We start from the raw sequence: 18,660 nt of genomic DNA, 5'->3' as shown, positions 1-18,660 counted from the left end.
TTTATGTCCATGGCTGACCGCGAGGGCAAAATCTGGATGGACGGCAAGCTCATCAAGTGGCGCAATGCTAAGATTCACGTATTAACGCATACGCTACATTACGGAATGGGTGTATTTGAGGGGGTTCGTGCATACCAGACTGCTCAAGGTACTGCAATATTCCGTCTAAAAGAGCATACAAAGCGCCTGTTCAACTCCGCAAAGATTTTCAGGATGCACGTGCCGTTTGACCAAGAAACAATTATTGATGCTCAATGCGACGTTGTACGAGAAAATAAACTTCAGTCATGTTACCTACGTCCAATTATCTGGATTGGCTCTGAAAGGCTTGGTGTGTCGGCGATAGGCAACACAATCCATGTCGCAATTGCGGCATGGCCATGGGGTGCCTACCTCAGCGATGAAGGACTATCCCATGGCATTCGCGTGAAGACCTCATCATTTACACGCCACCACGTTAACGTGTCTATGGTGCGAGCTAAGGCATCTGGCTGGTACGTAAACTCGATCCTTGCCAACCAAGAGGCGATTGCTGATAACTATGATGAAGCACTGCTTTTAGATGTAGACGGCTATGTATCTGAAGGTTCAGGTGAAAACTTTTTCCTCGTTAATAACGGCAAGCTATATACTCCAGATCTATCATCATGCTTAGATGGAATCACACGTGACACGATCATTACTCTAGCAAGAGACTTCGGCATTGAAGTCATCGAAAAGCGAATCACGCGGGACGAGGTATATACGGCAGATGAAGCATTTTTCACCGGGACCGCAGCAGAGATTACGCCGATCCGTGAACTAGATAATCGTACAATCAGCTATGGCCGCCGAGGACCAGTTACCGAAAAGCTACAGTCCTCGTTCTTTGATATCGTTTCGGGAAAAAACAAACGGTATATGCACTGGCTAACCCAAATCTAGACTATCTCCCGTCGAATCTAAGATCTCTACCTTCTTATGAATAAACTAAGAGAAATGCCATTGCATGAGCTAAGTCCACAAGAGCTACCCGCCTATTGTCCGGATCCAACAATGCCTCGCTGGAGTGCCCACCCTCGTATTTTTATCGACGTTACGCACGGCGAGTCTCGTTGTCCTTACTGCGGTACGCGCTATAAACTTCGAGACGAAAAAGTTCTTAAGACTTATTAAGCCGCTCTACGCGATGTCGTAGTTTAGGGTTAGTGAGGAGAAGTTATTAATGCAATCTAATACGATGCGCTGCGCGCTTATAATTGCACCCAATTGGATTGGCGATGCGTTGATGGCTCAGCCATTATTTGCTGTAATCAAGCAACTTCACCCAAAGATTGTTCTCGATGCTGTAGCATCTACGTGGGTAGCTCCGGTGCTTGCTCGAATGCCAGAGATCCGCAAAATTTATTTAACTAGCCTGGCACACGGTAAGCTGCAACTATGGAAGCGATGGCAGTTAGCATGTGACCTTCGAAAAGCCGCCTATAGCATGGCTTATGTACTACCAAACTCGCTAAAGTCAGGACTTATTCTGAAGTTTTCAGGTATACCACTACGCATTGGCTATACTGGCGAGAGCCGCTATATTTTACTAAATGTTAGGCATCCGAATCCGCTAAAAAGTAAGCGAACGTCGATGGTGCTTTATTACGCAGCGCTTGCCTATGCACCAGGCGCTAAAATACCACGCGACTTGCCACTACCGAGGCTGACAACTGATTGGAGCGAGTCCATTCGCGTGTCTCACCGATTTAATCTTAATACGGATATATCCCTGATCGTGTTTTGTCCTGGCGCAGAATATGGGCCAGCAAAGCGCTGGCCGACACAACACTTTGCGGCACTAGCGCGAATGATTAACCACTCATTTCCCTATATTCAAGTTATTGCACTTGGCTCACTTAGGGACCGAACAGTCGCTCAGGCTATCGCGGAGGACGTTCCAAGCATACGTAACTTATGCGGCAAAACGTCCCTTGACGAAGCTTGCGCACTTATCACACGAGCAAGTGTAGTGGTAACAAACGATTCTGGTTTGATGCATGTGGCTGCAGCATTACAACGACCAATCGTCGCACTTTATGGGTCGACTGACCCTCGATATACCCCTCCCTTATCTAAGCTTGCAAAGGTGCAATGGCTGCATCTCAAGTGCAGTCCATGCTTTGCCAGAGAGTGCCCGCTCCATCACTTTAATTGCCTACGTGAGCTATCTGTTGAGCAAGTATTTAATGACCTATACAGCATTCTAATTGCTAACCGCTAAATAGTTCTCGGGCTCAGCATACTTTTTATGTAAAATAAGCGCTATGTTAAAACTAAATTAATTAATCTCGAGCTATGCCGTATAAATTGATAATGACGCATCTATACTTTTCGGCACTAAATCAGATAAAATATACGCTTTTATATAGTCGATTAGGACTGTATTATCAATAATTTATATTATTTATCTATATCTATGCGATGCGGATCATTATAAATGCGATACACGTTTTTTTAAATAAAATACTAAATAAAGTATATTAATACCGTGAAAAAGTGCTATTTTTCATTACTATCAAGCTTCTCAAAATAAACGACACCAGAAAAATAGGCATAATGCTAGTGCATAAGTTTTAGGTAATAGTATTGGGATTATGTTAGCTATCTAAGCTCAAATAGCTAAGCCATTTAACTTAAAAATGATGTTAATATAAATTCTATATTTTAGAAAATCCTGAAGCTTAACGCGCTAAGCGAATGAATACCGTAGTTACATAAACTTTATCAAGGCGCGGTAAATATTAAATATAAATTGCGTATTTTATTATTTTAAGACTATCTCGCCGAGTAACAGTAATTAGATTAATAAAACCTGTCAGGTGTGCATAGTAGGCGGAGAGGTACAGGAAAATTCTAAATTTTGGACGATTTTATCGTCTATTAAAGTACTGATTTTAATAGACGACCCATATCAGATGGATTTTTTGTTACTGTAATTCCACACGATCTCATAATTTCGAGCTTCGCTTCAGCGGTGTCAGCATCACCAGAGATCAATGCGCCGGCATGACCCATCTGCTTACCGGGGAGTGCTGTTACTCCAGCAATAAAGCCTACAACCGGTTTCTTCATATTATCCTTGATCCAATACGAAGCATTTGCCTCATCTGGACCACCAATTTCACCAATCATAATGACCGCATCCGTATCGGGATCGTCATTAAATATCTTTATTATATCAATATGTTTCAGCCCGTTGATCGGATCACCTCCGATTCCGACGGCTGACGATTGGCCGAGTCCAAGGGCTGTTAGTTGGGCAACAGCTTCATACGTCAGCGTACCTGAGCGAGAGACAACACCAATGCGACCTTTTTTATGGATATGTCCGGGCATAATACCGATCTTCAACTCATCCGGCGTAATCACGCCAGGGCAATTCGGCCCAAGCAACAATGTCTTCCGGTTCTCGAGACACATCCGGTTCCGAACTTCAATCATATCTCGGACCGGAATGCCTTCAGTGATGCAGATTACTAGATCTAGATCGGCTTCAATTGCCTCCCAAATTGCCCCCGCAGCAGCAGCTGGCGGTACGTAAATCACTGATATAGTCGCACCAGTCTGCTTTTTGGCTTCCTTTACAGTTCCAAAAATTGGAATACCCTCAAAATATTCAAAAGCTTTCTTTGGATTCACACCAGCAACATATGCTGATTGACCATTTGCATACTTACGGCAAGCGTGAGTATGGAACTGACCGCTCTTACCAGTGATTCCCTGCGTGATAACCCTCGTATTTTTATTAATTAAAATCGACATATAGTAGCCTTTTTATTCGATATAGTGGGTCTAAAAGTCACCGTAGAAACGGTACCATGCATATATTCAATGTGAGAATAATAGCTCACCTACCTTCCGCTGCAATAACTACTTTCTGTGCAGCCTCTTCCATGCTATCCACAGAAATAATTGATAATCTAGAATCAGCGAGCATCTTCTTACCGAGATCCTCGTTTGTGCCCTTCATCCGCACAACCAGTGGGACTCGTAAGTGTACCGCCTGCGCTGCGGCAATAACGCCTTCGGCAATGACATCGCAACGCATAATGCCACCGAAGATATTTATAAGAACAGCTTTTAGATTTTGGTTTTTTAGCATTAGCTTGAATGCTGCAGTCACTTTTTCGGTCGTTGCTCCGCCGCCAACATCGAGGAAATTAGCTGGTTCACCGCCGAATAACTGGATCGCATCCATAGTAGCCATCGCTAGCCCAGCGCCGTTAACTAAACAGCCGATATTGCCATTAAGGGAGATATATGCGAAACCGAACTTCGACGCCTCGATTTCAGAGGGGTCTTCTTCGTCAAAGTCACGATATACAGTGATTTCCGGGTGACGGAACAGCGCACTCGGATCAAAGCTAAGCTTTGCATCTAGAGCCATAACTCTACCCTTACTGCTCAAGATTAATGGATTGATTTCAACTAGAGATGCATCTGTCTCCCAAAAAGTCTTATACAAGGCCTGTAAATTTAAACGGGCTTGCCTAAGAGATGTATTTAGCAGTCCGATCTTCTGGGCGATTTCATCTGATTTAGTATCTTGTAATCCTATCAAGGGATCGATAGAGATTTTATGAATGAGTTCAGGCGTCTTTGACGCTACTTCCTCAATATCTACCCCCCCCTTGCTGGATGCCATTAGTACAACTCTTTGTAAGGTGCGATCTACAACGAAACCAACATACAACTCTTTTTGAATATCCACGCCCTCCTCTATAAGCAACCGATTAACCTTTTGTCCTTCAGGGATAGTCTGGTTGGTCTTAAGTTGCATGCCGAGGATCTGGTTCGAATATGCACGCACCTGATCTAGCGATGTTGCAACTTTAATGCCGCCGCCTTTCCCCCGGCCACCTGCGTGGATCTGGGCTTTGACGACCCAGACCGGGCCACCCAGTTCTTGAGCTACTTTAACGGCTTCATCTACTGAAAAAGCAGGCTTACCACGCGGCACCGCGACCCCAAATTTTTTTAGAATCTCTTTACTCTGGTACTCATGAATCTTCATACGTGATCTTCTTCAGTCTGAGAGTGAAAATGAGTGTCTTTGCATCTAGCGATAATAGATCGCGCTTGGTGGCGCGGGCTTCATATGCCCCAGGATGTGGCCCTCACTAGGGTAAGAGGGTATTGCTCCGTGGGACTGCAGTTAAGATAAGTCGGTATTACACTGCGCGCCACATTGATATTCGAAACGCTTATCTGTACAGTTTTGGTTAAAGCGCACCAGGCGAGCTCGGTAGTATTTCGCGGAGATTAAGTAGGATTTATGCACTTTTCTACCACCAAGATCTTTGGCAATTTTATGCCGTGGCGCGCGCGGCGCAGGTTAACAACAATCTAATTGATATGCGATAGCTTGGATTCGCACCTCCACAATACTTCAGATAGGAAATCTATTCTGACAACAACCACATATTGACGGTCTTTATCCGACACTGCATTGCAATACATAGCTAAAGTTTGTAGATAGGTAGCCACGCTAGTGGCTTAACACTTATTGTAAGTTATGTATATGCATAACTAATCTAATGAATCAGATGTGCTTCTGTATCCTACAGAACGTTTTACACTCAAAGTGCTTATATGTCATTAATCTCATAACTAATAAGCCCCTGTGATAAGCACGGGAAAGATATGATATAGAAAGGTGACGTTAAAAATAGAGCACCGACCGAGTGTAGCATACTGGTTTATTAGACCCGCAAGAGACCCTGCCCATCCTTAAACACATCTATCTTTCGAGGTGTATAAGTGACAGCGCATAACATAACCCAAAGGGGGACTATGCAAATATACCCTTAATTCACTCGGGCTATATCATCTATCCTGCTAACGTGTTGGTAGATAAGTATATAGAAAGAGCGCTAGCAAGCGTTTATTTAGGGCAGTAAGTCGGCATGTATACTAATAAGTCTGAAATTTTTTTACTACTTTATTTGTCCTATTTGGCCTCCTAAAACTGATTTCTAAAGCGATAGAGATATGATCGATGCATAATAACCGAATACCGAGCTACTAGATGCTATGCCCTAGCATATCAAAATTATTTATTAGTAGTTAACTCCTCGTAAGCCGGCATTGCTATGACGCCGAGCGACTTACGGACTCGATTTTCAATCTCCCGTGCAAGATTTAGATTTTCACGTAAGAACTCTCGTGCATTGTCTTTACCTTGACCAATCTTTTCGCCATTGTAGCTATACCAGGCACCCGCCTTATCAATAATTTTTTCCTGTACTCCAAGATCAATAATCTCACCTTGTCGTGAAATTCCCTCGCCATATAAAATATCAAAAATTGCCTCGCGGAATGGTGGAGACACTTTATTTTTAACAACCTTGACACGAGTTTCATTACCGATAACTGCGTCGCTCTTCTTGATCGAACCGATCCGACGGATATCAAGCCGAACTGAAGCGTAGAACTTCAACGCATTGCCACCAGTAGTGGTTTCTGGGCTACCGAATATTACACCGATCCTCATTCGGATTTGATTGATAAAGATAACTAGACAATTAGTCCGCTTAATCGTTCCGGTTAGCTTACGTAGCGCCTGAGACATTAGTCTTGCCTGTAGGCCTGGTAATGCATCGCCCATCTCACCTTCAATTTCAGCCTTCGGCACAAGCGCGGCTACTGAGTCAATAACAATCATATCTATCGACCCCGAACGAACGAGAGCATCAGTGATCTCTAGTGCTTGTTCACCAGTATCAGGCTGAGAAATTAGTAATTCTGGCACGTTGATACCAAGCTTAGACGCATACTGGACATCGAGCGCATGTTCCGCATCGATAAATGCGCAAGTGCCACTGATTTTCTGCATCTCGGCGATTACTTGCAGAGTTAATGTAGTTTTGCCAGAAGATTCTGGCCCGTATATCTCGATAACACGGCCACGAGGTAGTCCACCGACACCTAGCGCAACATCTAGTCCAAGTGAACCTGTTGATACTACCTGAATATCCTCGACCGCTTCGCCATCACCAAGCCGCATGATGGACCCCTTACCGAACTGCTTCTCAATCTGCGATAGCGCAGCAGCTAGTGCCTTACTTTTTTCCGCAGTTAATCCGGTTGAGGCTTTTTTTCTTTCTTCCATGGATCGTCCTTTGCTATGATGAGCGACAGTCCATTGTTTATGCGTTATAAGGTTTTATCATAGCTATTTTGGCTATTTATTCATAATACTACTACTCTCTCGCCTGACTCTTTCTACCGTATAAAGGGACAATGTTGTTTGCAAGAACGTAATACATATCCCCTTTATGACTAGCATGCCTGATCTAGTAGCTACGCCCCTGATACTCGTGGTAAAGGTTGACGTATATTGTGCCCTATATATCAGGAATTGTTTCACTATTCAGAATATTAGGGCCTACAGAAAAAGTGAGGTAGGTTTTACCCCTATTAAAGCACGCCTATATGCATGCTTTTAGATAGCATAGCCCGACTATTCCACTATTCTGGCTCTTCTGTAGTCGACTATGTTAAAAATAGGGGCCTATGACAATATCGCATTATTAATAGAATTGTTCAACCCACCGATCATTAATTACCTACTAATATTTATATACAATATTGACGGATTGTTTAAAATATCCCCCGTTTCATCTAGGAGATAGAGGTTGTAAACAAAACGACCTATCTACGATTTATTTAAGTTCGGTCAAAGTAAGTAACAACATAGTCGGGCGATGTTGCATACAACACATACTAGTTACGGGAAAAGTAAGTTAGCTACTAGGCGAATTATAGTAATTCTTGACTTAAAGATATTACTTCTGAACTAACCTAAACGCACATCAAGCTAGCTAGCCATAGTGCTAAGCATCTTAGGTATATATTTTCTTAGCGTAATACACATTAAGTGTGATTAGCACTTTTGTGCTTGTAATACCTATGGATCTTACCTAATTATTGCTCGTCAAAAAATTTTTGATCGACTCTAACGCTTGTTTGTATAGGTTAATATAAAACTGTGCATGACGAACATATTAACTATATTTAGTGTATCTATACATATAATCCGAGCAACATGCCGGCACACGACCATGCCCAAACAAATCTATTAGAACAACAGTAAATCCTTGTTTTAATCATGGAATGAGCTTTTAAAGCACGCCCCGGAATACTAATATAATATTTATAAATTTTACTATAAATATTATATTTGATAATAGACCGCTATAGTTAAGGCAAGAAAATAAATCTCTTGTTTGCCTAAAAAGCAAAAAATTTAGCGCTATCTTTATAGATCTTAGCTGTGCTACCAAAATGTTAAGTCCAGATATTCTACGCAATCATCTTTAGGCAATTAAGAAACTATTGATTAAAATATACGCCCCCAGTACCTGGCGAGATTTTACATCTCGATTTATAGTAAAATAAGGACATGAAGGAACCTAAAAATTATTTTTCTCTGTATTTTTAATCCAGCAAAGAATTGTAAAGAGTGTAATGGAGTACATCGCCGATAACATACGCTCAAAACATAGTTTTTTGTTGTAGCTAGATTCAGAAAAGATAAGATTTCTGATCGGCATTTTATACTTTTGACCCTCTTGCTTATCTGCGTGACGAGAATTTATAGCTTAACTTTATCTTAACAGCGATATTTGATATTATATCAATCCTTCGATTTTAGTATATTTTAGTATCGTAAACACTAATTTTGTGGTTCTGTACTTGCTACTATGTATTGGTATTAAATATACTTCATAGCGATTCTATCTGAGTTCAAAGAATCCTATTAGGATGCCTATTTTGACCAGAAAGAAGCAGCAGTTGACAATACATTTTTATATGCTCATAATCCCGCCTGATTTGGGCGAATTAGCTCAGTCGGTTAGAGCAGCGGAATCATAATCCGAAGGTCCGGGGTTCAAATCCCTGATTCGCCACCACTAAAATAGCTACTATAACTAAAGTAGTTTACTATAAGTTTCACTAACTTATGCTATTTCTGAGCTTAGATAAGTACACCATATTCTTTTTATTGCGCATGCCAGCATATTAATTTCTCTATCCTAACTAAATTTTTTTCAGCGCTATGCCCTAATAAGATTTATAGACCCGCTCATTTTATGCTTATAGAAAGCTATATACTCTATACTTAGACTATTAATACTATAAGTAAGTGTTAGCCTTTAAAGCTAAAATAGCTTATATATATTAATATATAATGGTCAATCTAATTTTTGTAGATATAAATAATGACTTACCAATCATTTTAGTATTTAGTTTTTTTAAACTAGTTAAAATTATAGCTCATCAGCCGTCGTGGTGACATCTTATTAGCTATAATAAATAAGGCACGTACACCGTACTTTAGAGGGCTGTTTTACTAAAATCACTATAAATTCAACTATGCTGTATCTTTATATAGTCGTCACTAGTCTAGGTTATGGGGATATTCAGTTATTATCTAAATCTATATTCGAACGTTGATGCGTTCACCTGCTATACAGAGTTAGAAGAGCATCCTGAGTGAGACTCGAATCTGTATGAAAAGTTATAGGAGCTTGTATAGATATAATCCAGATAAATCTTACCTTAACTAATATAGTATAACTGGAGCTTTATCCGTTAGACGCTGATATTAATTTAGGGTAAGTGGGTTCTGCATAGATATAATATTAATATTATGAGATTAATTAGAAGCGCTAGCATAACTAGCATAGTTTGCAATAATATTTCATAAATTATTAAAAATTTTCTGACTTAAAAGTACCTAATAATAGTAGGTTACTATTAATCGTTATCCTGATAACTTAAATTGATAAACACAATAGTTTTGGTTATGAGTTTTCGAGCCCTTTATAGAAGTTAACCGGTCTAGTGCAATATCTAGCGATATATAAAACTACAGCAAGCTAGCATCGTGAATTGCACCACGCTATCATTATAACTTATTAATCTAAGTAGATGAGTACCAAATTGTCTTAATCACTAATGCCGTATAGGCTGTTTTAGCCTATACTATCTTCAGCGATCTTTATGATATTTAAATTATATTTTCAGCAATATATGCGCATAAGTGCAAGGCGTATCTCATATGTTTAATATACGGTCAAGTCTGCGCTTACAGAGCGTGAGCGTACTATAGGGTATCGTGGGCATAAACGGTCTGTCTTTTCTAAAAACAGCTAAGAATATTATACGTATAAGTTGAGTGAGTATAGCGGCACCCTGGTTTTTATAGAAAGCTTTATGTTTTTTGATAATAAACGATCTCAGACACACTTTTTGGGTTGATAAAACGAAACCTAAACTCAGCCGTTACTTGATGCAAAAAATTTCCACTAAGATTCAAGCAGTAAGAATATGCTATTCTCCGATATTGCAAGCACAAAAATAAGCTATTTATAGATTATTAAGTCTATAGTTGTAATATTTAGGCACAATATCTAGATCCATAAAGCGGATTTCTATTTCTATTAATACCGACCTTGTAAAAACATTCTTAACTCTTCATCATCTACACTCTTATTTATTTATTAATAGAGTAATATGCGTCTTATAGTTATCTTTTATGCTCGCCTCTAGGTACTCTTTTAGATGCTAGTGCAGACTTTGTTTTTAGTTGGAATAATGGGAAGTATTCCCCTCCGCACTCTATGGTCATAGTATGACACAATAACTACCAGAGTGTAGAATATTAATTAATACCTACTTTTTGAAATCTTTAGGCAAGCTCTTTAGTCCCTAAACGTATAAACCTCTGCCAATACACTATCTTTAGTTACAGACCTTTTGTTTATTTTCACGAAAGATTGCTATATTTTGTTAGAAGCAATAACCATCTTATATATCTCTGTCGCAACTAACTGTATTAGACTCAATACCAACTGGTGGTCAATGGATTGTATAGATAGTAATCATAGTAAAAGCTTATTATCTTGCGTTTATATGAGGACTGAGCCCTAACGGGTATAGAATTAGCAATTCTGGCGTAGTGGGCTTTAGCAATGATTCTATCAACATATACCTTGTTATATAAAAAATTTAGCGTATATGTATAAGAATTACACTGTATATATAATCACGATATAGTTTTTAACTAACTATTCTAGAAACTTATTCTAACTAATTTAACGATAGAGGCATTATAATAACCATATTTTTCGAAATGAAAAATACATTGAGTATTACTCTTAACAATCGGTATAGAATTAACAAGTAAAGTGTAAGAAAACTTATATCGATCATTACATTAGTTCGTACTAAAAACCGAAATTACTATAACCGATTATATAACTAAGACGTGCATACAAGCTGTGCTTACCTAAGTAATAATCGCCATATACTCTTTAGTTAGAGTAAACTATCCCCCCCCTCTAGGAGAAAAAAGAATAGTTTAATGTCACTAATCTACGTAGCAGGAACTATCGCTTTTATTTAATTAAAAACCTGCTATATGCAGGATATTTTATATCTTGACTTAGATGCTAAGTGGCTCAAATTAGTTTAGCAATATTTTATAGTAGCTTATTTTTTTACAGAATAAGTATGCACTATTTCCTACATTAAATAAGAAAAAAATCTAAGCAATTTCGACACACATAAAAACGTTTTGCACTAGAAGTAGGGTAAAAATAATAAAAAACCATTTTAGCAAGATAAAGATATTTATATTAATCTGCTCGATATCTTATGTAGGGACATGGTTGGCTATTTGACAAATAAGCGTGTTAGATGTTGGGGATTCTGTCGTTCGAGAAATCAGTATCGAACTAAATAATTTTAAATATAGGAATTATAACAATTTCAATGCCCTTATGCCTTTAGTCCTCTACCGCACCGATTTAGGTCTGATGTGCGTTTCGCGCCAGACCGGTGATAACGTTATCTAATATGTCATTTTATTATCTTGGTTTATATGAACTGTTTGTGCGCGCCGTCAATGAACTTGGTTATGCAACGCCGACACGGTCTAGCTAGCGTCAAGTCACTATAGTAGTACTCAGTGGTAGAGACCTGCTAGCTAGCTCATAAACTAGCACTGGTATGGTAAGATTGCGGTCTTTCATTGCCCATCCTAAAAAGCCCTCTAGAGCACGCTCGGTATCGGGTAAATCGATAGTGAGCGCGTTAATTTTGACACCAACACGAGAATTAGCCATGCAAATCTCGGAAAAAGCGTACGCGAATACGGAAAGTACCTAAATCTGCGCTCGATGGTCATATTTGGTAGTACCAGCATTACCCCATAAATCAACGCTCTGCGGCGTGGTGTTAACACAGTCGTAGCCACATCTGGACGATTGCTAGATCATATTTAGAATATGTACGCTCGACCTACGTAGATTGCAAATCTTAGTACTGGATGAAGTCGACCGCATGCTAGATATAGGTTTCATTCACGATATCAAGCATGCTCTCAAGTATCTTCCTCCTCAACGCCAAGGTTTATTGTTTTTGCGACATTCTCCGACGAGATCAAGGTACTTGCTGACGACCTACTCGATTCTGCGGTGCTGATCGAGATAACTCGTCGTAATACTACAGCCGAGACAGTTACCCAAACGATCTATCTTGTTAATCGGGACCGCAAACGCCAGCTGCTTACTATCTTAATCAAAGAGCGTAACTAGTTCCGGGTGCTTGTGTTCGCGCGTACCAAGCATGGGGCGAATTGCCTTATAGCACAATTGCTAAAGGATAGTATTAGCGCGCTAGCTATCTATGGAAATAAAAAATTCAAAAACAGTACATTGCAGGTGTTAGTCGCTACTAATATCTTGGCACGTGGAATTGATACTGACCAATTACCAAATGTAGTAAATTTCGACTTGCTAAATATTCCGGAAGACTATGCGTATCGCATCGCCTGTACTAGCCGTGCAGGCACGACAGGACAGGCCATATCACTAGTCTGCATTGATGAACATCAATGCTAACAGACATAGAAAACCTGATTAAGCGCGCACTACCACGTAATATTATTGCTGGTTTCGAACTAAATCTTGATGCTAAGCGAGCATCCCAGTCATTCACTGGCGCGTAGCGCGCTATCAGAAGAACACTCTATCGCAAGTTCTTAATCACCTAAACAAGTAAAGTCATGCAACCTCTAGTTGGAATAGTGTATAAGATAAGACATAAACAAATACGTAATCCCATGTCGATATACATCGCAAAGCTAGGCCGAATTATCCGATAAGCATGACTACAGCGCGCATACCGCAGTCCTTTTCCATGAGAGCGGAGCTAAACAACATTCAGCTAAAGCGCGATGCTTAGAGCACTACGTTAAGATACTTATTTCTAGAGAAAGTCTTAGAACAAGTATTAATAAGATAGTTGCTATCGTGGTTTAAACGCCCTACTAACTATATGTGGAACACATAGAAACATATAGAAACGTTAGCTATTGCTCTGCGTTTAGGACGATGTTAACACGGCTATGTATCTTATTTACGTCAAGGATGCCGGATACTACGTCTGCCCCAAAACAAAGGCGAGTGTAATTTTATTAACCAACAACATACAACAAGCTGCTTAAGGCAACAATAGGCGATCATAAGGCCAAAACAAGGTCTTATTATATTGTTGCTTTTAAATTATTGTAGATTATTTGCCATATACGACATATATCATTATATTCTATGAATTCGTTTTTAATTTTTTTGATGAAATAGTGATTATATCGCTAGCGAAAGAATACATGCCGCGCAATCTGAGTCATCGGATACTGTAGGATGGGTTGTATCTGTGCAGGCAGGCCGAGCGGCTTAAGTAGCATCTTCACGCACATGTCAGCAGACATATGCGTACGAACTAGTGCATTCACGTGCGCTACCTTCTCGCGCATATAGGTGCTACTATAAAATAGCGCAGGGTATCTAACTAAGAATACATGTCGTAACGCAATCTCTAAATCTTCATTCTTAATTTCCATTACGCGTCGCACTAATGTGCCTAGCACAGAAAAACGATTATTGCCCTCAATCTGATTAAACTTTTTAAAAAATCTAAAAAAATATTTATAGTGGCGCACTTCATCATTGCGAATATGATCAGTGATCACCTTGAGAACTGGCTCGTCTGAATACTCGTTGATCGCTCGATATAATGTGGCTGTACCAGTCTCTACTACACAGCGTGCGACCATTTCCAGCGCCCAGGTTTTTTCAAAAGCTTCTAAAGAACATGTGTTGGAATACTCATCAAAAAAATGTTCAAACCCTAGATCCCAATTAAACTCTGGCCAGACGTAATTTATATAAGCCTTTAGCGCACGGCCATGCTGCAATTCCTCATTTCCCCAATGCTGGTTTAGCCAGCCCGATACTTCTAAATCGCCTTTGAAGAATGTGCTTAGATTACTAGTGTACAAATCTGAACCACTTTCAATAAATGACGCCGCACATAACAGCAGCAGCAAATCCTCATTCATAGCAGAACGCAAACGAACAATCTGCGATAAATCGATATCCTCGATACGCCATGGCAACATAGTTTGGATGTCGGTTTCCATTTTTTCTCCGAAGCATGCCCTGGCACACCTGCGGCATGCACGCAGTGCTTAATCAAAGTACTAGGGCTTCCGCATAAAAACTACGTAGTATCGGTTGCAGTTTAACGTGCTATGTCCGACACTGACTAGTCAGTCTAGATATTTGTTTGGGTAGTTCTAATATCCCGAACAAAATATTTGATGCATATCAAATTCACATTTTTGCAATATATGCAGACCCGAGCCGCTTCGCGACTATGCCTAATCAAAATATGTCTCGGTAGACCTGTATATCATACTCAATCACACTAGAAAAAGTTACTCAACTATAGTTAGCAGGAAGGTGTTATACCTTTCAACGAGTTTTCATGCACTCTATCGCCGATTCGGTATTAGGTGGTGATCTAGCTTACTGCAGTGAATTTCCCCACTCTTATGGAGAGGCATATTGTCTATCAGCTTTTAAAATGTATCGTATACTACATTCCAATATATATTTTAAGAGAAAAGCACTGCATTAGCACAATCTTTAGACGAGACAGAGCTGTTTATTAATCCATATCCAATCACCAAGGAAGCAGAGCGCATACTGATTTCTATTAGGGCCCACCCGTCATTATAAATACTTAACGTCATGGAGATCATGAAAGACTGTGCTAAACGCCACTCTCTCATCACGAAACGCATTGGTCGCCAGCGTGATCAAGGTAGTCGGCGAGATAGAGATTGTTTTATGTCGTCAATTTAAGGATGACCATGCACCAATCGGCCTCTCAAGTAGAATATACGACTTCTATACTTGCGATGCCCAGATATCAGAAAACTACTATTCAAGACGTACACCGAGTGGTCCTAGTAGGCAGACCCACTTAAAGTTTAGAAGTTTTTTGTTGGTGCACTTTGTTCACTTAAGACAGGTTTTATATCTTATTTATAGATGCATGGTATTTAGTAAGATGGCATAAATATTCTGCGAATAGGCCCTACTATCTACCTCCCCCCCCCGCTAGTTAAATTCGGATAAATATATTATCAGGACTGCATGCTTATATCACTACTATTCTTAGCCCGCTTTTGAAGGATATTTATTCCTACAATATAAGCCCACAGAAACTCCTGTTAGTCTATACATATATGACAGATGATAAAATTATAGCGCCTCATTTCTATAGCTGATTCTGCTTAGAATAAACGATCGCAATGACTACTAATCTACCTCGCCCAGAAATAATAATTCTAGATCCATATAAATTTGTAGCTGCTTCCATTAGAAATGGAATAAATTCAGCCAACATAACCCAAAAAGGTCAAGACATATTTTTGATTTCTAGAGACTTTGATTCTAAAAATTAGTGCCATTAATAGACACAGTTTTATTACGCTAAATTAGATTAGTAATACTATACTGTACATAGTAAAATAATGCATTTAATTTTGCTAAATGCGTATAAGCAAGGTGTAGAATCCGAGTAGAAATACTGCTATATACAAAAATATATAGGTAGAAGTCGCTGGCGTCAGCGAAATAGCGCGAGCATGGCTATGGGATGCAACAAGCCGGAGTCTGAGAGTGCACGGGGTGTGTGTAAGATAATCTTAAGGCACGCATCTCTTCGGCTAGTCCTAAACTGTGATCTATAGCTCGCCATTCTATCTCTCGTATACTATAAGTATTAGCTAGTTTAACAAGTTCTGCAGTACTTTTCGCTCCTACAGCAAGCTTCTCTGCATATTATTGCGCTAAGAGCGAGCTACAGCTTTACGCCTCTTAGGAATATACAGGGATGTGTTCCCAGTTAGAACGAGTCAGAGACTGGATGTACGCCACCGCCTATACTAAATCCGCGGACTCCGCCCTATTTAATTCACATGTGACCTAGCTAGCCGGTTAATTAGCAACGCGAGCAAGATATAAAATAATTTAGGAGGTCACTAATAATTACCTGCTACATTTTTACTCTTAATCAGAATGCTCTAATCTCTCTCGGGATATTATTAATCCAGGCTAGCAACTCTGCCGTTAGAGAGTCGTAATTTAGGCTACGAAGTACCACGCCGATCGATTTGCATGCTGTTAATTTCTTGTAGGGTATTTTAACTGAACTTATGACAACGTAGAAGATATTCCTACCCCTAAGATAGGATGCTCATTTTACACACTTCATTATAAACGAAGCAGATAAAGATATTGTTACATAAATCGGTTTTGGGTTAGGGTCAGTCAGATGACTAATAACCTCACTAAAGTTAATATATCTCCATGGATAATAAGGGCGAGCTATTAGTAGTGGCATCACGGATTCAGTACAAAATATATAACATTGCGCTCAGGCATTATATACGTGCTAATGAGGCACAGTATTTCCCCTAGATATATTTAGTATGAAAGCATCCTGTTCTCTAAAGCTTAAATTAAGCCTGCAGTTCCAGGCTAAAATGTTTAGCGCTCATAAAGCATTGTTAACGCAGACTAGAATTACTAGATGGGTTCGGGCCGCGCTTTTGGAGCACGCCGATTTAACAATTCGTTTCGTCGATGAGCAAGAAGGCCGTACGTTAAACTATCGCTACCGAGGTAGGAATTATCCAACTAACGTTCTGACATTTTCGTATGGGAGATTGCGTAACCGGACTATCAGTGGCGACCTAGTGCTCTGTTGTTCGGTAGTTGAAAACGAGGCGAATGAACAGTATAAACCGATAGATGCACACTACGCGCACCTCATTATACACGGCGTTCTGCATGCTCAGGGTTTCGATCATACAAATGATAAGCAGGCACGTAAGATGGAGTTGATTGAAAAAGATGCTCTAGATAGGCTCGGTTATTTAGACCCGTATATTCAACGGGGCTAAATAAGCATTAACTTATATATTAAACAATCCCGTACGCATCGGGACTGCATAAGAGATTTATAGCTTTTCGGCCTTCAATATTTTGATCCTAATATATAGGAGAATTGTGCTTATCTCGCGCAGTGCGCTAACTTATACAGTAGGTCGTATGTAACACGATGGCAGAATTGATGCTCAGCTAGGTACTTATCAAGTAGCACTCTAACGGTGGGACGCGTAAATATAGCTGCGGAGTACGCTTTCTAATAGTCTATAAGGAGATTTCCCATGGTTACGCATTATTCTGTGCTGGCGGTGCCTAGCCAGTAACAATCGAGTGGTATGCAAATACATATTCTATTTAGTGTATCCTTGATTATCCCTATCGCGCGTCCGGTCTCGCGGGACGCTTGCAAATGAACGACCCGTATCCCAGTCGGAAAAGTTACTCGAAAGATCCAGATAAACCACGCTCGTTACTCGAGCGCTTGACCAATCTCATCTCGCCCGAGCCGGAATCTCGTGCGCAATTGCTCGCAATTCTGCAGGATGCGCACACACGTAATTTGATTGATGCCGACTCGCTATCGATGATTGAAGGCGTATTCCAGGTTGCTGATTTATGTGCACGCGACGTCATGGTGCCAAGGGCTCAGATGGACGCGATTAATATCGCTGATAGGCCCGATCAGTTTATTCCGTTCGTTCTAGAGAAAGCACATTCACGCTATCCAGTATATGACGGTAATCGCGACAACGTGATTGGCATCATGCTCGCGAAAGATCTTCTGCGCTACTATGCAGAAGAGGAATTCGACGTGCGCGGCATGTTACGCCCTGCTGTGTTTATTCCTGAATCAAAGCGCTTAAACGTACTCTTGCATGACTTCCGAGAGAACCATAATCATATTGCGATCGTAGTAGATGAATACGGGGGTGTCGCTGGATTGATTACTATCGAGGATGTACTTGAGCAGATCGTTGGTGACATCGAAGATGAATATGATTTTGACGAAGAAGAAGGCAACATTATCGCAACGCCGGACGGCGGCTATCGGGTACGTGCACTAACTGAGATCGAACAGTTTAATGAGATGTTTAATACACAGTACTGCGATGACGAGGCTGACACGATCGGTGGCTTGGTCACACATCATTTAGGGCGTGTTCCCCATCGTGGCGAAAAGGTGCAGATCGATGATTTTGTATTCGTGATTTTGCGCAGCGATGCTCGACAGGTTCATATGCTGCTTGCTAAGCATGTACTTCCTGGCACGACGGTCTCATACCGCGACTAGGATAATCATTGAATCTAGAGAGCGCGTCGCGTA

At 40.3% G+C, this 18,660-nt stretch carries 9 protein-coding genes, 1 tRNA gene and 1 pseudogene; 7 read left to right on the top strand and 4 right to left on the bottom strand.

Translation table 11 applies throughout. The annotated features are described in order from the left end of the window. Positions 1–3: 3 nt before the first annotated feature. The 3 genes from KW136_RS00665 (at position 4) to waaF (ending at position 2,245) form a co-directional block, all read left to right on the top strand. Positions 4–924 carry a branched-chain amino acid transaminase gene (locus KW136_RS00665; RefSeq protein WP_216796450.1) on the top strand — a complete coding sequence of 307 codons (921 nt, stop codon included), beginning with the start codon at positions 4–6 and terminating at the stop codon, positions 922–924. A 36-nt stretch (positions 925–960) separates the two neighbouring features. Next, positions 961–1,155 (top strand): zinc-finger domain-containing protein, encoded by a 195-nt coding sequence (locus KW136_RS00660; protein WP_216796448.1) that lies wholly within the window; start codon positions 961–963, stop codon positions 1,153–1,155. Positions 1,156–1,219: 64 nt separating this feature from the next. Beyond that, positions 1,220–2,245, top strand: a complete 1,026-nt coding sequence (gene waaF / locus KW136_RS00655; RefSeq protein WP_216797364.1) for a lipopolysaccharide heptosyltransferase II — start codon at positions 1,220–1,222, stop codon at positions 2,243–2,245. 659 nt (positions 2,246–2,904) lie between these two features. Here the strand turns inward: waaF and sucD are convergent. The 3 genes from sucD to recA all read right to left on the bottom strand — a co-directional run bounded on the left by sucD (position 2,905) and on the right by recA (position 7,135). Beyond that, entirely contained in the window at positions 2,905–3,786 is an 882-nt protein-coding gene (sucD, locus tag KW136_RS00650) for a succinate--CoA ligase subunit alpha (protein ID WP_216796446.1), read from the bottom strand. Between the two features lie 85 nt (positions 3,787–3,871). Further along, positions 3,872–5,038, bottom strand: coding sequence for an ADP-forming succinate--CoA ligase subunit beta (sucC, locus tag KW136_RS00645; RefSeq protein WP_216796445.1), 1,167 nt, complete (start codon positions 5,036–5,038; stop codon positions 3,872–3,874). Positions 5,039–6,076: 1,038 nt separating this feature from the next. Further along, positions 6,077–7,135, bottom strand: coding sequence for a recombinase RecA (recA, locus tag KW136_RS00640; RefSeq protein ID WP_216796443.1), 1,059 nt, complete (start codon positions 7,133–7,135; stop codon positions 6,077–6,079). A gap of 1,727 nt (positions 7,136–8,862) precedes the next feature. Here recA and KW136_RS00635 point away from each other — a divergent pair. Together KW136_RS00635 and KW136_RS00630 are read left to right on the top strand one after the other, a co-directional pair. Next, positions 8,863–8,939, top strand: a tRNA-Met gene (locus KW136_RS00635). 2,950 nt (positions 8,940–11,889) lie between these two features. Then, positions 11,890–13,012 (top strand): annotated as a pseudogene (locus KW136_RS00630) (DEAD/DEAH box helicase); the annotation flags it as partial. 675 nt (positions 13,013–13,687) lie between these two features. Here the strand turns inward: KW136_RS00630 and KW136_RS00625 are convergent. Continuing rightward, positions 13,688–14,515 (bottom strand): ferritin-like domain-containing protein, encoded by an 828-nt coding sequence (locus KW136_RS00625; protein WP_216796441.1) that lies wholly within the window; start codon positions 14,513–14,515, stop codon positions 13,688–13,690. A 2,361-nt stretch (positions 14,516–16,876) separates the two neighbouring features. On the opposite strand from KW136_RS00625, the gene ybeY reads away from it, so the two are divergent. Both ybeY and KW136_RS00615 read left to right on the top strand, forming a co-directional pair. Then, complete coding sequence (gene ybeY / locus KW136_RS00620) at positions 16,877–17,350, top strand: rRNA maturation RNase YbeY (RefSeq protein WP_216796439.1); 474 nt, start codon at positions 16,877–16,879, stop codon at positions 17,348–17,350. A gap of 395 nt (positions 17,351–17,745) precedes the next feature. Next, complete coding sequence (locus tag KW136_RS00615) at positions 17,746–18,627, top strand: HlyC/CorC family transporter (RefSeq protein WP_216796437.1); 882 nt, start codon at positions 17,746–17,748, stop codon at positions 18,625–18,627. Positions 18,628–18,660 lie beyond the last annotated feature (33 nt).

The sequence above is a fragment of the Candidatus Vallotiella hemipterorum genome, assembly GCF_910593725.1.
Lineage (GTDB): Bacteria > Pseudomonadota > Gammaproteobacteria > Burkholderiales > Burkholderiaceae > Mycetohabitans > Mycetohabitans hemipterorum.
The sequence above is the reverse complement of the archived record's forward strand: the minus strand, read 5'-3'. Positions and strand labels throughout refer to the sequence as shown.

Excerpts from the sequence above, each read along its gene's own strand:
- ybeY (WP_216796439.1), top strand. The coding sequence starts at position 16,877 with ATGAAAGCATCCTGTTCTCTAAAGCTTAAATTAAGCCTGCAGTTCCAG.
- KW136_RS00615 (WP_216796437.1), top strand. The coding sequence starts at position 17,746 with ATGAACGACCCGTATCCCAGTCGGAAAAGTTACTCGAAAGATCCAGAT.
- sucD (WP_216796446.1), bottom strand. The coding sequence starts at position 3,786 with ATGTCGATTTTAATTAATAAAAATACGAGGGTTATCACGCAGGGAATC.
- KW136_RS00665 (WP_216796450.1), top strand. The coding sequence starts at position 4 with ATGTCCATGGCTGACCGCGAGGGCAAAATCTGGATGGACGGCAAGCTC.
- waaF (WP_216797364.1), top strand. The coding sequence starts at position 1,220 with ATGCGCTGCGCGCTTATAATTGCACCCAATTGGATTGGCGATGCGTTG.
- recA (WP_216796443.1), bottom strand. The coding sequence starts at position 7,135 with ATGGAAGAAAGAAAAAAAGCCTCAACCGGATTAACTGCGGAAAAAAGT.
- KW136_RS00660 (WP_216796448.1), top strand. The coding sequence starts at position 961 with ATGAATAAACTAAGAGAAATGCCATTGCATGAGCTAAGTCCACAAGAG.
- KW136_RS00625 (WP_216796441.1), bottom strand. The coding sequence starts at position 14,515 with ATGGAAACCGACATCCAAACTATGTTGCCATGGCGTATCGAGGATATC.
- sucC (WP_216796445.1), bottom strand. The coding sequence starts at position 5,038 with ATGAAGATTCATGAGTACCAGAGTAAAGAGATTCTAAAAAAATTTGGG.